General features: G+C 43.8%; 15 protein-coding genes. 8 read left to right on the top strand and 7 right to left on the bottom strand.

Annotated features, from left to right (window positions below):
* Nucleotides 1–260 precede the first annotated feature (260 nt).
* From AC1EK4_RS10890 to AC1EK4_RS10880, 3 genes are read right to left on the bottom strand one after another with little or no spacing between them, the layout of a single operon-like run.
* Nucleotides 261–842: a LutC/YkgG family protein gene (locus AC1EK4_RS10890; RefSeq protein ID WP_480358236.1), complete on the bottom strand. Its 582-nt coding sequence runs from the start codon at nucleotides 840–842 to the stop codon at nucleotides 261–263.
* Between the two features lie 29 nt (nucleotides 843–871).
* Nucleotides 872–2,245, bottom strand: coding sequence for a lactate utilization protein B (locus tag AC1EK4_RS10885; protein WP_062433044.1), 1,374 nt, complete (start codon nucleotides 2,243–2,245; stop codon nucleotides 872–874).
* The gene (locus AC1EK4_RS10880; protein WP_036900795.1) at nucleotides 2,242–2,979 is read right to left on the bottom strand and encodes a (Fe-S)-binding protein; all 738 of its coding nucleotides are present in this window, start codon (nucleotides 2,977–2,979) and stop codon (nucleotides 2,242–2,244) included. The genes AC1EK4_RS10885 and AC1EK4_RS10880 overlap by 4 nt, the downstream gene beginning before the upstream one ends.
* Nucleotides 2,980–3,223: 244 nt before the next feature.
* On the opposite strand from AC1EK4_RS10880, the gene AC1EK4_RS10875 reads away from it, so the two are divergent.
* The 7 genes from AC1EK4_RS10875 (at nucleotide 3,224) to AC1EK4_RS10845 (ending at nucleotide 10,169) form a co-directional block, all read left to right on the top strand.
* A complete protein-coding gene (locus tag AC1EK4_RS10875; protein ID WP_036900792.1) occupies nucleotides 3,224–4,093 on the top strand; it encodes an electron transfer flavoprotein subunit beta/FixA family protein in 870 nt (289 codons plus the stop codon).
* Between the two features lie 78 nt (nucleotides 4,094–4,171).
* Nucleotides 4,172–5,194 (top strand): electron transfer flavoprotein subunit alpha/FixB family protein, encoded by a 1,023-nt coding sequence (locus tag AC1EK4_RS10870; RefSeq protein ID WP_036900789.1) that lies wholly within the window; start codon nucleotides 4,172–4,174, stop codon nucleotides 5,192–5,194.
* Between the two features lie 78 nt (nucleotides 5,195–5,272).
* Nucleotides 5,273–5,593 carry a four helix bundle protein gene (locus tag AC1EK4_RS10865; RefSeq protein ID WP_062433041.1) on the top strand — a complete coding sequence of 107 codons (321 nt, stop codon included), beginning with the start codon at nucleotides 5,273–5,275 and terminating at the stop codon, nucleotides 5,591–5,593.
* 151 nt (nucleotides 5,594–5,744) lie between these two features.
* The gene (locus AC1EK4_RS10860) at nucleotides 5,745–7,457 is read left to right on the top strand and encodes an acyl-CoA dehydrogenase family protein (RefSeq protein ID WP_062433039.1); all 1,713 of its coding nucleotides are present in this window, start codon (nucleotides 5,745–5,747) and stop codon (nucleotides 7,455–7,457) included.
* 233 nt (nucleotides 7,458–7,690) lie between these two features.
* Entirely contained in the window at nucleotides 7,691–8,599 is a 909-nt protein-coding gene (locus AC1EK4_RS10855) for a M48 family metallopeptidase (RefSeq protein ID WP_062433038.1), read from the top strand.
* A 129-nt stretch (nucleotides 8,600–8,728) separates the two neighbouring features.
* Nucleotides 8,729–9,184 carry an NfeD family protein gene (locus AC1EK4_RS10850; protein WP_062433036.1) on the top strand — a complete coding sequence of 152 codons (456 nt, stop codon included), beginning with the start codon at nucleotides 8,729–8,731 and terminating at the stop codon, nucleotides 9,182–9,184.
* Between the two features lie 31 nt (nucleotides 9,185–9,215).
* The gene (locus AC1EK4_RS10845; RefSeq protein ID WP_036900871.1) at nucleotides 9,216–10,169 is read left to right on the top strand and encodes an SPFH domain-containing protein; all 954 of its coding nucleotides are present in this window, start codon (nucleotides 9,216–9,218) and stop codon (nucleotides 10,167–10,169) included.
* A 112-nt stretch (nucleotides 10,170–10,281) separates the two neighbouring features.
* On the opposite strand, the gene AC1EK4_RS10840 is transcribed toward AC1EK4_RS10845, so the two are convergent.
* Complete coding sequence (locus tag AC1EK4_RS10840) at nucleotides 10,282–10,830, bottom strand: cysteine hydrolase family protein (protein ID WP_036900868.1); 549 nt, start codon at nucleotides 10,828–10,830, stop codon at nucleotides 10,282–10,284.
* Between the two features lie 195 nt (nucleotides 10,831–11,025).
* On the opposite strand from AC1EK4_RS10840, the gene AC1EK4_RS10835 reads away from it, so the two are divergent.
* Entirely contained in the window at nucleotides 11,026–12,114 is a 1,089-nt protein-coding gene (locus tag AC1EK4_RS10835; RefSeq protein ID WP_062433034.1) for a UDP-N-acetyl glucosamine 2-epimerase, read from the top strand.
* A 594-nt stretch (nucleotides 12,115–12,708) separates the two neighbouring features.
* Here the strand turns inward: AC1EK4_RS10835 and AC1EK4_RS10830 are convergent.
* The 3 genes from AC1EK4_RS10830 to AC1EK4_RS10820 are packed head-to-tail and all read right to left on the bottom strand — an operon-like array spanning nucleotide 12,709 to nucleotide 13,553.
* A complete protein-coding gene (locus AC1EK4_RS10830; protein ID WP_062433030.1) occupies nucleotides 12,709–12,972 on the bottom strand; it encodes a hypothetical protein in 264 nt (87 codons plus the stop codon).
* A gap of 7 nt (nucleotides 12,973–12,979) precedes the next feature.
* Nucleotides 12,980–13,330, bottom strand: a complete 351-nt coding sequence (locus AC1EK4_RS10825) for a phage holin family protein (protein WP_036897364.1) — start codon at nucleotides 13,328–13,330, stop codon at nucleotides 12,980–12,982.
* A gap of 7 nt (nucleotides 13,331–13,337) precedes the next feature.
* Complete coding sequence (locus AC1EK4_RS10820) at nucleotides 13,338–13,553, bottom strand: YtxH domain-containing protein (RefSeq protein ID WP_036897361.1); 216 nt, start codon at nucleotides 13,551–13,553, stop codon at nucleotides 13,338–13,340.
* Nucleotides 13,554–13,758 lie beyond the last annotated feature (205 nt).

Raw genomic sequence — 13,758 nt, 5'->3', positions numbered from 1 at the left:
AATGCGGAATTACCTGTATAAAGGCAATTCCGCAAGGATTTATAGGCTATTTAAGTTTTACCAGACAGCAATAATATACGATAAAAGGCGATGAAACCATCGCCTTTTATCGTGTCTTTTTTTATCTAGCCTCACTGCAAGAGTGAGGCAACATTGCTGTTGGGGCTAGGCAGTGATGCTGTAGAAGCTTGGCAGCAAAATTGAACCGTCTTGGCAGTAAATCAATCAAGATGCTTGAACAGTGCCCAACTGATTGATGCTTAGTCTAAGATGACCACCGTTACGCTGCGAGCTGCTTGTGCACCCATGACAAGAGACTGTTCGATGTCGGCCGTTTTAGATGGTCCGCTGATGAAAGTACCGAAGTTATATCGTTCATCCATCTTGATACGCTTGTAAGCATCGTGCATGTTATCGACGATGTTTTGGCGATCGAGCAGGATAACCAGATTCTCTGAGATAAACATGATAGACTTCTCTTTCATAGTTTGAGGTACCCATACGCAGGCATTCTCAGCCACCCCAACCTCTCCTTGAATAATTCCGACATCGGTACCATTAAGGTCTGCGGCTTCAGCCGCGGTATCAGGATTCTTTTGAGCAATGGTAATGGCCGGTAGATTGCTAGCAAATACTTGCGCTTCGGGGTAAGCCTGACGTACGATTTCGTTTAAGTTGTCGGTCTTCTTGGCTTCCACTATCTTTCCACCGGAGGTGATAGTCGTTTGAATAAATTGCTTGACGGTGTCCTCATAGCGGATGCCGTTGATGTTCATATCGGGCATGTCAAACTGCTCCTTAGTGTTGGCGCGTAATTTGGCAAATAATTCTTCCTTGTTCATTTCTATGTTCGTTTAGTCGCAACAATGGATTATTTTACTTTTCCCTCGTTCCATAATTCGTGGAAAGACTTCTTGGCAAATTCCGGTTTGGCATGTCCGATGCCCCACGGATTGAGTCTTTGGAGATGTGTGAGAGCTTCTGGTACGTAGTTGGCAAGTGGTGCAAACTTCAAAGCTGTGGTATAGAGGGTGGGCGAATTGAATAGCATTTTCATCCCCATAGACATGGTCTTCTTCATCGGATCAGCTTTGCCGTAACTGTCAAGCCGTTGCCGCCAGAGATAGATTTGGCTTCCCGGATCGACGTGAGTGGGGCATACGTTGTCGCAACTCAAGCATAAAGAGCATGCACTGACGTTGTCGCTGTACTTCTGTGGATCTTTCAACATACCTAAGTTTACGCCGATTGGGCCGGGAATAAAGTATGTGTAGCTATATCCACCCGACCGACGATAGACCGGACAAGTGTTCATACAAGCACCACAACGAATGCATTTCATGCTTCTCCAGTGGTCGTCATCGGCGAGCATATTGCTACGACCGTTGTCTACAAGAATCACGTGCATCTCGGCATCCGGACGTGCTTGGCGGAAATGAGAGGTGTAGGTGGTGGTAGGTTGACCTGTTCCGCAACGACAGAGCAGGCGCTGGAATACGGCCAATGAGTCGTAGTCGGGTACCAATTTCTCTATACCCATTGACACGATGTGCAACTTTGGCATCGAAGTGGTCATGTCGGCATTTCCCTCATTGGTGCAAACCACACAATCCCCCGTGCTTGCCACACCGAAGTTACAGCCTGTCATGCCGGCTTCTGCTCCCATAAACTCCTCACGAAGGTGATAGCGTGCGCAGCGTGTCAAGTAGGTAGGGTCGTAATTTCCAATCTCTTTGCTGATACCTTTTTCCTCAAACATGCGCCCAACCTCTTCTCGTTTTAAGTGAATAGCAGGCATCACGATGTGGCTGGGACCTTGATGGAGCAGTTGGATGATGCGCTCTCCAAGGTCGGTTTCCACAACGTCTATGCCGCGACTCATGAGATAATCGTTCATTCCGCACTCTTCGGTGAGCATGGATTTCGATTTCACCATCTTCTTCACTTTGTGACTTTCGAGAATATCAAGTACCGTCTTGTTGAACTCTTCGGCATCTTTGGCCCAATGCACGATGACACCTCGGGTCTCCAAATTCTTGGAAAACATTTCCAAATAGTCGGCTAGATGAGTGATGGTATGCTTCTTGATAGCGCTGGCATGGTCGCGTAGAGTCTCCCATTCGGGCAGTTGCTTGGCCATGATGTCTCTCTTGGCGCGTACTGACCAAAAGGTTTGGTCGTGCCATGTGGTCTTTTCCACATCTTTATTAAATAATGTGGCGTTCTTAGAATGAAATGTGCTCATAGTCCTGCTGCTAAGATTTCTGCTACATGAATGAATTTGATAGGCTTGTTTTCGCGCTTGGCAATGCCTTGCATGTGCATCAAGCACGAGCTATCGGGGCCTGTAATATATTCAGCTCCGGTAGCTATGTGACGCGCAATCTTGTCGCGTCCCATGCGAGTAGAGACCGCAGGCTCTTCTACGGCGAACATTCCACCGAACCCACAGCACTCATCCGGGCGTTCAGGCTCTTTCACCGTGATACCTTCTACAAGGTTCAATAAGTCTATAATTTTATTATATTGGGGGATGTTTCTCTCGGAAGGAGAAGACAGTCCTAATTCTCGTACACCATGACAACTGTTGTGTACACTCACAACATGTGGAAATTTGCTGGGCAAAGACCTCACCTGAATGATGTCGTGGAGAAATTCCACGATGTCTTTGATGCGTGTAGAGGTGACGCATTCATGCTCTCCTTCAAGGATACGAGGATAGAATGTTTTGACAAAAGCTGCACATGAGGCCGACGGAGCTACTACATAGTCAAAGGCTTTGAACATGTCTTCAAACTTCATGGCCAATGGTTTGGCCATGTTTTCAAATCCTGCGTTGGCCATAGGTTGCCCACAGCATGTCTGCTTAACAGGATATGTTACGTCTAGTCCTAAGTGGGTAAGCAACTTATAGGTAGCCACTCCTGCTTCTGGGTACAGTGCGTCTACGTAACAAGGTATAAATAAACCTATCTTCATATTATTAGTTTGTTCGCTAAATCTTCTTATCGCTTACAAATTTAACTAAAATATTAATATCTTTATCAAGTCGTGTTATAAAGTTTCGGGCATTGTACTTATTTAACTAGAAAGGCTCTTTTACATTGATTCACATTCGTGTTTTATACGTTCGATTTCATGTTTTTTATTTGGAATTACGTGAGAATTTAAGTACTTTTGCGACCATGTTGACGTAAAATCGAACAATATATATATTAAATTTATGACTTTGAAAATCGTTGTACTTGCCAAACAAGTACCAGACACAAGAAATGTTGGCAAAGATGCGATGACTGCTGAAGGAACAGTTAATCGTGCTGCTTTGCCCGCAATCTTCAATCCTGAAGATCTAAATGCGCTGGAACAGGCTCTTCGTTTGAAGGACCAGTATCCGGGGTCTACTGTAGGTGTACTGACAATGGGTCCTCCTCGCGCAGGCGAGATTATCCGCCAAGGACTTTATCGTGGTGCCGATACGGGTTGGTTGTTAACCGATAGACTATTCGCCGGTGCTGATACGTTGGCCACAAGTTATGCTTTGGCTACCGCTATCAAGAAGATTGGTGGTGTAGATATCGTAGTTGGTGGTCGTCAGGCCATTGATGGTGATACGGCACAGGTAGGTCCTCAGGTGGCTCAGAAGTTGGGTTTGAATCAGGTGACATATGCTGAAGAAATCCAAAAGGTAGAGAATGGTAAGGCAACAATTCGTCGTCATATTGATGGAGGTGTGGAAACAGTGGAGGCTCCGTTGCCAGTTGTCGTGACAGTCAATGGAAGTGCTGCTCCTTGTCGCCCATGTAATGCGAAATTGGTCATGAAGTATAAGTATGCTACATGTCCTATGGAGCGTAAAGGCAATGAACCTTGGACAGCGCTGTATGCCGAACGTCCTTATCTGACATTGAATCAATGGTCGGTAGCCGATGTTGATGGTGATGTTTCACAATGCGGTTTGAGCGGCTCTCCTACAAAGGTAAAGTCGGTTCAGAATATTGTGTTCCAAGCAAAAGAAAGCCAGACTCTGACGGGTAGCGATGCTGATGTGGAAGGTTTGATAAAGGAATTGTTGAACGAAAAGATTATAGGATAAGTGATTGAGTTTTTGAGTTGTCGACCTTTGTAGGACGGCATAGACTCATAAACTCATAGGCTCAAAGACTTGATCATTATGAATAACGTATTTGTATATTGTGAGATTGAAGGCACAGAAGTAGCTGAAGTATCTCAAGAATTGCTGACCAAGGGCCGTAAACTGGCTAATCAGCTGGGCGTAGACCTGCATGCTATTGTTGCCGGAACAGACATCAAAGGCAAGGTTGAAGATCAGATACTGCCCTATGGTGTGGATAAATTGTTTGTATTCGACGCAGAAAGACTATTTCCTTACACCTCTGCTCCCCATACAGATATACTCGTAAATCTGTTTAAAGAGGAGCAACCCCAAATCGCTTTGATGGGTGCTACGGTGATAGGACGTGACCTTGGTCCCCGCGTATCTTCTTCATTGACCTCTGGCTTGACCGCCGATTGTACACAATTAGAGATTGGTGACTACGATGATAAGAAGACCGGTAAGCACTATGAGAACATGCTTTATCAGATTCGTCCGGCTTTTGGCGGTAACATCGTGGCTACTATCGTGAATCCAGACCACCGTCCTCAGATGGCAACGGTTCGTTCTGGTGTAATGCAGAAGGCTATATATGAGGGACAAGCAAAAGGCGAAGTCGTATATCCTGATGTAGCTAAATATGTACCAGAGACCGATTACGTGGTAAAAGTCATTGATCGCCATGTGGAAGCAGCGCAAAACAATTTGAAAGGTAGTGCTATTGTAGTAGCCGGTGGTTATGGTGTTGGCAGCAAAGAGGGCTTTGAACAGCTTTTCCAGTTGGCTAAAGAACTTCATGGAGAAGTTGGTGCCAGTCGTGCAGCTGTGGATGCCGGTTGGGTAGACCACGACCGTCAGATTGGTCAAACAGGCGTTACCGTTCATCCAAAGGTATATATTGCTTGTGGTATCTCAGGTCAGATTCAGCACATTGCAGGTATGCAAGATGCCGGAATCATCATCTCTATTAATAATGATCCGGATGCTCCGATTAACAAAATCGCCGATTATATCATCAATGGTACGGTAGAAGAGGTTGTTCCGAAACTCATTAAGTATTATAAACAGAATAGCAAATAATAAAAGAATAGGAGATAACGGAAGTTATTAGGATTTAGTCGGTCTTTTGACCGACGGAAGTTAACAGACCAATGTCTTATGGCGAATAGTTTTACCGATATTATTGCTTGGAGAGAAGCACACGATTTTGTATTGCGTGTGTATGGAGTTACAAAGATGTTTCCAAATGAAGAGAAGTTTGGACTTACCTCTCAATTCCAGCGTGCAGCAGTATCTATTGCAGCAAATATATCGGAAGACTATCGTAAACTATCCAAAGCTGATAAGCTCAAGTTTATGAATATAGCTCAAGGAAGTTTGGAAGAGTGTCGTTATTATATCATTCTTTCGCACGATTTGGGATATATTAATGAGGATAAATATTTGGAATTGAACACCCAAATAGAAAAGACAAGTTAGTTTCTCAATGCTTATGTAAAGGGAATTGTGGAAAACCATGCTTTACAAAAAGAGCAAGATGCTCAATCATAGATAAGCTATTGTCTGTTAACTCCGGCGCGTAGCGCTTAACTTCAGATAACTTCAGTTACCTACCATAAACGATAATAACATGGCAAACTATTATACAGACCATCCAGAGATAGGATTCCACTTGAATCATCCTCTGATGAAACGCATCGTAGAACTAAAGGAACGTAACTTCGTAGAGAAGGAACAGTTTGAAGATGCACCCGTAAATTATGAGGATGCGATTGAAAATTACAAGCGTATCTTGGATATTACAGGTGATGTAGCGGCTAATATCATTGAGCCAAACTCGGAAGATGTGGATATTGAAGGGCCACACTTGGAGAATGGACGCATGATTTATGCAAGCAAAACATACGAGAATTTGGACGCAACACGTAAGGCCGGACTGTGGGGAATATCCATGCCACGTCGCTTTGGTGGACTCAATCTGCCCAATGTAGTGTTCTCTATGCTCTCTGAAATCATCTCTGCCGCTGATGCAGGATTCCAAAATATATGGAGTTTACAGTCTTGTATCGACACGCTTTATGAGTTTGGAACAGAAGAACAATGCCAAAAATACATCCCACGTATCTGTGCCGGCGAGACGATGTCAATGGATTTGACCGAACCGGATGCCGGTTCCGACTTGCAACGTGTAATGTTGAAGGCTACATTCGACGAGAAAGAAAACTGTTGGAGGCTCAATGGTGTGAAGCGTTTCATTACCAATGGCGATTCAGATATCCACTTGGTATTGGCTCGTTCGGAAGAAGGAACACACGACGGACGTGGACTTTCTATGTTTATTTACGATAAACGCGATGGTGGAGTAGACGTTCGTCACATCGAACATAAACTCGGTATCCACGGTTCTCCTACTTGTGAGCTTACTTATAAGAATGCTAAGGCAGAGCTATGTGGTAGTACTCGTCTCGGACTTATCAAGTATGTGATGGCCTTGATGAATGGTGCTCGCCTTGGAATTGCAGCACAGAGCGTCGGCGTAGAGCAGGAAGCTTACAACGAAGGACTTGCTTATGCTAAAGATCGTACCCAGTTTGGCAAGAAGATCATCGAATTTCCGGCTGTCTATGACATGCTTTCACGTATGAAGGCGAAGCTGGATGCCGGTCGTTCATTGCTTTATCAGACGGCTCGTTATGTGGATATTTACAAGGCTCTTGACGATATTTCACGCGATCGTAAACTCACTCCAGAAGAGCGACAGGAACAGAAAAAGTACACACGTTTGGCCGATGCGTTTACTCCTTTGGCTAAGGGTATGAACTCAGAATATTCCAATCAGAATGCTTACGATGCTATCAGTATCCATGGTGGTTCTGGTTTTATCATGGAATACAAGAGCCAACGCTTGTTCCGCGATGCTCGTATCTTCTCTATCTACGAAGGTACCACGCAGCTACAAGTGGTTGCTGCCATCCGTTATATCACCAATGGAACTTATCTTGGCATCATGAAAGAGATGTTAGAGACAGAGGTTTCTGATGCTTTCAAGCCTTTACAAGCTCGTACAGCTAAACTCGTGGCTCTCTATGAGGAAGCTTTAGAGGGGGTGAAAGCAGCCGATAATCAAGAGGTACAAGACTTCTTAGCTCGTCGTTTGTACGATATGACGGCTGATATCATCATGTCATTGCTTATCATTGACGATGCTAATCGTGCTCCAGAACTCTTTACCAAGAGTGCTAACGTATATGTTCGTCATGCTGAGGAAGAGGTTTGTGGTCATGCGACTTACATCAATAACTTCGATGCAGACAGTCTTGAGAGTTTCCGTGCTACTGAATAAGTAGACATATACGTATTATATAATAAGGTATATTCCCACATTAAAAAAGGGAATATACCTTTTTTGTTTTCTTACAGTTCAGCGTTCTACAAAGATATGATAATTCTCTTCGATTTCCAAGTATATTCAAGTGAATGTTAAAAAACTGCATTTTCCACCATCTTCACGACCTCATCATTGCGAAATTATTTACCTTTGCCATGTATTTATAGATATTTCAAAAATTAGAGAAGATGAAAAGTTGCAAGTTATTATTGCTCTCTTTAGTGGCATCTATGTTGATGGCTTCTTGTGGAACTACATCAACAGTGCCAATTACCGGGCGTAAACATTCCTTAATGGTATCGGATGCCGAGGTTTTAAGTTTGAGTAAACAGGAGTATACCAAGTTTATGAAAACGGCTAAGACGTCTACCGATGCTGTCAATGTTGCCATGGTGAAGCGAGTAGGACAACGTTTGGCCAATGCCGTAGAGACTTATTTGCGTAACAATGGTATGGCTTCAGAAATTCAGAATTTCGCTTGGGAGTTTAATTTGGTACAAGATAAAGTGGCCAATGCATTCTGTATGCCCGGTGGTAAGATTGTGGTTTACGAGGGACTCCTCCCGTACACACAAACCGAAGCAGGCTTGGCTATTGTTCTAGGGCATGAGATAGCTCACGCCGTAGCCAAACATAGTGCCGAACAAATGTCTAAGAAGATGCGTCAGCAGTATGGTACACAGATTGGTGGTAGCGTACTATCGGCTATCGGATTGGGCGATGTGTCGGGTATTGCTTCTGCTGTTGCCGGCCAATATTTCTCGTTCCGTAACTTGAAGTATTCTCGCGACAACGAGACCGAGGCTGATCATATGGGCTTGATATTTGCTGCCATGGCTGGATATAATCCCGAAGTAGCTATTCCTTTTTGGAAACGCATGGCACAAGGTAATGGTAATAACAACGACATGTTTAGCGATCACCCCTCTGATGCCAAACGTATCGCAGCTTTACAGCAGCAGATGCCTGAAGCTTTGAAGTATTATCAAGCATCGGGAGCAGCTGTCAAGGCAACAACATCCGGATCTTCTACAACCTCAAAATCTTCGAAAAAGACTTCTTCAAGAAAGACAACCGTCAAGAGTAAGAGACGTTAGAATGTTGTAGCAGGAGCTATTAAATATATAAATGGAGTTATAGTCATGAGATTATAGCTCCATTTTTTTTGTAGTCAAAAATCTTTTCTTTATCTTTACAGGCGCGAACCTATATTCACAAAATAAGCTATGATAGAATACTTTACACAACATTATTGGCTCTTTTGGACAATTATTGTCTTCGTATGTTTAATCCTTGAACTTACTTCGGGCGACTTCTTCGTCACTTGCTTTGCCATAGGAGCATTCGTAGCATGCGGTGTCAGCCTGTTTGATGTGCCTTTCTGGGCACAAGTTTCTATTTGGGCTGTTGCTTCGGTTATGAGTATTTGGCTCATCAGACCTCGTTTGGTAGCTTATATTCATGCAGGTGGCGACGAGCGATTGAGTAATGCTGATGCTTTGATAGGACGTGTGGGGCGTGTGAGTGAAACTATTGTGGCCAACGCTTCCGGTCGTGTGAAGATTGATGGTGATGATTGGAAAGCCGTGGCACCGACTGTATCTGAAGACATTGCTGTCGGAAGTAGGGTGAAAGTGGTGTCGCTTGACAGCATCATCCTAACCGTGGAACCTGTAGACTAATTTTTATTTTAAACTAAATATCTATCAAATTATGACATTAACCTCTATCGTATTGATTGCTATTGTCGTCTTGGCGCTTATCTTTGTCAAGATGGCTGTGGTCATAGTTTCGCAGAGCGAGACGATGATAATAGAACGTCTGGGACGCTACTATGCTACGCTTAAACCCGGAATCAACGTGATTATTCCAATCATAGACCAATCGAAGACTATCGTAACAATGACGCGTGGCATGTATCGATATTCGAATACCATTGATTTACGTGAGCAAGTGTACGATTTTGCCAAGCAGAATGTGATTACCAAGGATAATATTCAGATGCAAATCAATGCTCTGTTGTATTTCCAAATCGTTGATCCATTCAAGGCTGTGTATGAAATCAACAATCTGCCCAATGCCATTGAGAAGCTTACGCAGACCACTTTGCGTAACATCATTGGTGAGTTGGAACTCGACCAAACGCTTACCAGTCGCGACACCATCAACACCAAGTTGCGTGCAGTGCTCGATGATGCCACCAATAAGTGGGGTATCAAGGTGAACCGTGTGGAACTTCAAGACATCATTCCGCCCGAAAGTGTACTTCAAGCCATGGAGAAACAGATGCAGGCAGAGCGTAATAAGCGTGCCATGATTCTTACAAGCGAGGGTGATAAGCAGTCGCAGATATTGCAGTCTGAGGGTGAGAAAGCAGCTACCATCAACCGAGCTGAGGCCGACAAACAGCAGGCTATCCTTCGCGCCGAAGGTGAAGCACAGGCTCGAATCCGTAAGGCTGAGGCCGAAGCGGTGGCTATTGAGAAGATTACGGAAGCCGTGGGCAAGAGCACCAATCCGGCCAACTATCTGCTCGCTCAGAAGTATATTGCCATGATGCAAGAACTGGCTTCGGGCGATAAGGCAAAGACTGTATACCTGCCTTATGAAGCAACCAACGTGATGGGAAGCATAGGAGGCATCAAAGAACTATTCAAAGGCGAATAAGTCTAAGCTATCATTAAATCATAACAAAAGCCGGAATCAATATCCGTCTATCATCTTCTACAGGTGAAGACAATGGATATTGGCTCCGGCTTTTTAGTGTATATACGTATCGTTAAATCACTTCTGCACCGAGCGAGTGTTCGAAATGACCGAGCGCCCAAGCATGTCCTTGTGGATTGAAACTAGCTACGGCAGCCTGATGTACAACAATTTTAAAGCCAAGGTTGTAAGCATCCATAGCCGTATGAAGCACGCAGATGTCGGTACAGACACCTACTAGATGCACCTCTTCAATGCCACGCACACGCAGTTGTAGGGCTAAATCGGTGTGAGCAAAGGCCGAATAACGTGTTTTGTCGAGATAGTAGACGTTTTTATCAGCCTTGATGGTTTTGTAATAGTCGCCCAGTTGCCCATAGAGTTGTCGTCCCTCAGTGCCTTCAAGGTTATGGGGCGGGAAGAGTTTGCTCTCCGGATGGAACTCATCATTGGTTTTGTGTAAGTCGATAGCGAATACAACGAATTCGCCTTCATCGTGAAACTGCTTGGTAATATCTACGATGGCAGCTTCTATCTGCTGTCCCGGTTCGCCACAAGTGAGTTTTCCGTCGGTAGCCACAAAGTCGTTGGTGTAGTCGATGTTGATAAGTGCTTTCTTCATGTCTCTATATTCTTAGTTTTCGATGATTGTCTACAAAGTTACTCAATAATGTGTATATTGGGGCATGGTTGGTAGGGTTATTTACATATGGCTGTGAATCTTCTCCCTTTGTTCCTGCTGTATTCCCTATTAAATCGTTACCTTTGCCAATCAAGAATAAATATGATATAAGAATCGTTTTAACAACTTTATGATATGAATATTTGTATTGTAGCCGGTGCACGTCCCAATTTTATGAAGGTAGCCCCTATTGTCCATGCCATTCAGCGGGCAGCGAAAGAAGGTAAGGATATTAATTTCAAATTAATTTATACTGGTAGCGAGGATGACCCTACGCTTGAGCCGTCGCTGTTTGATGACTTAGAGATAGCACGTCCCGATATGTATTTGGGTGTAGACTGTGAGAATCTGAACGAACTTACCGGTCAGGTGATGTCGGCATTCGAGAAGTATTTGGATGCTACTCCAACAGATGTTGTCATCGTTGTAGACGATTTGGCCTCCACGATGGCAGCAGCTATTGTCACCAAGAAGCGTGGTGTGTGTCTGGCTCATTTGGTTGCGGGCACTCGCTCGTTTGATATCAATATGCCGAAAGAAATCAATCGGCTTGTCATTGATGGCTTGAGCGATCTTCTTTTCACTGCCGGGATAGGTAGTAGCAGTATGGCTACGCGTGGCGGTACGGACAATGCGCAAGTTTATATGGTTGGGAATATCTTGATGGATACGCTACGTTTGAACCACGGAAAGGAGCAACGTCCTGCTGTTTCAGATGATTTGAAAGATGGGGAATACTTGATGTTCACGCTCAATCGCAAGGCTTTGATGGCTAATGAGGACAATTTGAAAATTATGTTGGCCCGTTTAATAGAGTCTGCACAGTCATTACCCATTATTGCACCGTTACGTGGAGCTGCAGCCGAAGTAGTCGAGGCTTGTTTGCCGGCCGACGCTGAAGGGTTTAAGATTATCAATCCGTTGACATATTTGGAGTTCGGATACCTCATGGAGCACGCCAAAGGGGTGATTACCGATTCCGGTAACGTGGCCGAAGAGGCTACTTTCCGCCAAATACCATGTATCACGCTCAATAGTTATACCGAACATATCGAGACTGTCAAGGTGGGTACGAATGTGTTGGTGGGCGAAGATGCCGAGTTATTAGGCAACTCTGTCAGTGGGATGGTGAATGGACAGTGGAAGAAAGCCGGTATCCCTGAACGCTGGGATGGCCGTAGTGCCGAGCGCATTGTGCAAATTTTGTTAGATTTAAGGCGATAGTTATCGCGACTTATTGGTCGCTGTTACGTCGATATTTTTTTGTATAATAGATAAAAGGCAGGTCTGAGCGTACTCTATATTTATCGTGTATGAATATAAGGAAGTCTTTCAGATCTGTCTTTTATATTCTTATTATCTGAGAGTCTAAAGGTATTCAGGTGTGAATAGGATTGTGCTTCGGACAAAAGATATTTTGTTTGTCGGATGAGTTGATTGGTTATAAACTCAAAGACTTATCAACTCAACTTCTTGCAGGGGCTGGACAATAATGCTGTTCGGCCTTTTCAGTAATGCTGCATAGACCGAACAACGAGTTTGCAAGGCTTTGGCAGTAAAATGAAAGTGGAGCTTGTAGAGGCTCTGAAAGCCTTGTTAAGAAGGTAAAATGTCGCAAATAAGTTAATAATTGTTATAATAATGCGTTTTTATCCTTACATAGTTTGCACGTGTTTAAATAATTCGTACATTTGCAATGTGTTTTTCATAGTATTAGATTTAAGGTTAACAAGGTTGGAGTACAGCGGTACTCCTTTTTTTATGTCTTATAGTTAACAGTCTATATTCAAAGTGTCTACAAACTGCTTGCTATCAACTTTATTTCTTTTTGAACTTCTGATAGAGTTTCCATCCTAGTATGATGCCATCAAGAAGTCCTGCTCCGGTATTCATAAATCCGGAGAAACGTTTGGATGGAGTGGATGAAACCATATCTTTGGGCGCATGGAATAAGTCGGTCCAAAGTGTTTTGATGCGTTTGTCATCGTGCTGAATCTCGCTGAGCAACACTTCTTTGCGCAATCTGATATCGCTGAGTGAGCGGAAACTTTCTATGGGTTGGTTTGGCTGGTCGGTATACATAATGCAATTATTTAGACATGAGAAGGCTTGCTAAGAAGCGTACAAGTGGACGTTCTATCCATGCCTTTCTGAATGCCACAAATAAAATAAGAATAAAGATATAGCCACCTGCCACCAAGCCGAAGGCACCGACACTGCCCAGCAATGGTTGCAATGCGTAGGCAAGTGCAAATGATAGGTAGATGAGAGCCAACAAAAGAAGCAGGGCAAAGGTCGCCGCTATGGCGATAGCAGTGAACAAACGCACAATCTTATCTATTACATCGAGCTTCACGTATTCGCTTTGAAGCCCGATGTAATGCTTGACAACCTCTACCAGTTGCCCGATGTTGTCGATGTTTCTGTCGTTAGAAAACATGTACTCCTTATTCTGTAACGGTGCTGGCGTCCTTGATGTCGTCTACCAAGTCGTCTACTTCCTTACGTGTGAGTTTGATGTTATGCTTCTGGCAGAAGTCTTCTACAGTGTCAGCAATCTTGTTACGAGTGTCTGTTCCCTTTTCGGGAGCCATGAGAATGCCAAGTGCTGCGCCGGCAATAGCGCCACCAAGGAAAGCTCCGATATAACCTAATGTCTTCATAAGCTTGTTTTTTAATTAAACGATAAAAATAGTCTTAGGCAAATATACTAAATGTTTTGTGAACGCAACCGGTATCCTAGGTGATTTTTTGTTAAATAGGTTGTATTCAAACGATTTAACAATCTTTATGCGGGGTTGGCTCCTGTATTCATTGGATATTTTGTAATTTCGCAAGATAATATTAGTAACGACCAATTAAGTTTAA

The organism is Prevotella sp. C0026C3 (assembly GCF_056590795.1).
Note: the sequence above shows the minus strand (reverse complement) of the source record. Positions and strands in the feature narration are given on the sequence as shown.

Excerpts from the sequence above, each read along its gene's own strand:
- AC1EK4_RS10835 (WP_062433034.1), top strand. The coding sequence starts at position 11,026 with ATGAATATTTGTATTGTAGCCGGTGCACGTCCCAATTTTATGAAGGTA.
- AC1EK4_RS10830 (WP_062433030.1), bottom strand. The coding sequence starts at position 12,972 with ATGTATACCGACCAGCCAAACCAACCCATAGAAAGTTTCCGCTCACTC.
- AC1EK4_RS10820 (WP_036897361.1), bottom strand. The coding sequence starts at position 13,553 with ATGAAGACATTAGGTTATATCGGAGCTTTCCTTGGTGGCGCTATTGCC.
- AC1EK4_RS10860 (WP_062433039.1), top strand. The coding sequence starts at position 5,745 with ATGGCAAACTATTATACAGACCATCCAGAGATAGGATTCCACTTGAAT.
- AC1EK4_RS10880 (WP_036900795.1), bottom strand. The coding sequence starts at position 2,979 with ATGAAGATAGGTTTATTTATACCTTGTTACGTAGACGCACTGTACCCA.
- AC1EK4_RS10825 (WP_036897364.1), bottom strand. The coding sequence starts at position 13,330 with ATGTTTTCTAACGACAGAAACATCGACAACATCGGGCAACTGGTAGAG.
- AC1EK4_RS10850 (WP_062433036.1), top strand. The coding sequence starts at position 8,729 with ATGATAGAATACTTTACACAACATTATTGGCTCTTTTGGACAATTATT.
- AC1EK4_RS10875 (WP_036900792.1), top strand. The coding sequence starts at position 3,224 with ATGACTTTGAAAATCGTTGTACTTGCCAAACAAGTACCAGACACAAGA.
- AC1EK4_RS10870 (WP_036900789.1), top strand. The coding sequence starts at position 4,172 with ATGAATAACGTATTTGTATATTGTGAGATTGAAGGCACAGAAGTAGCT.
- AC1EK4_RS10840 (WP_036900868.1), bottom strand. The coding sequence starts at position 10,830 with ATGAAGAAAGCACTTATCAACATCGACTACACCAACGACTTTGTGGCT.
- AC1EK4_RS10890 (WP_480358236.1), bottom strand. The coding sequence starts at position 842 with ATGAACAAGGAAGAATTATTTGCCAAATTACGCGCCAACACTAAGGAG.
- AC1EK4_RS10855 (WP_062433038.1), top strand. The coding sequence starts at position 7,691 with ATGAAAAGTTGCAAGTTATTATTGCTCTCTTTAGTGGCATCTATGTTG.
- AC1EK4_RS10865 (WP_062433041.1), top strand. The coding sequence starts at position 5,273 with ATGGCGAATAGTTTTACCGATATTATTGCTTGGAGAGAAGCACACGAT.
- AC1EK4_RS10845 (WP_036900871.1), top strand. The coding sequence starts at position 9,216 with ATGACATTAACCTCTATCGTATTGATTGCTATTGTCGTCTTGGCGCTT.
- AC1EK4_RS10885 (WP_062433044.1), bottom strand. The coding sequence starts at position 2,245 with ATGAGCACATTTCATTCTAAGAACGCCACATTATTTAATAAAGATGTG.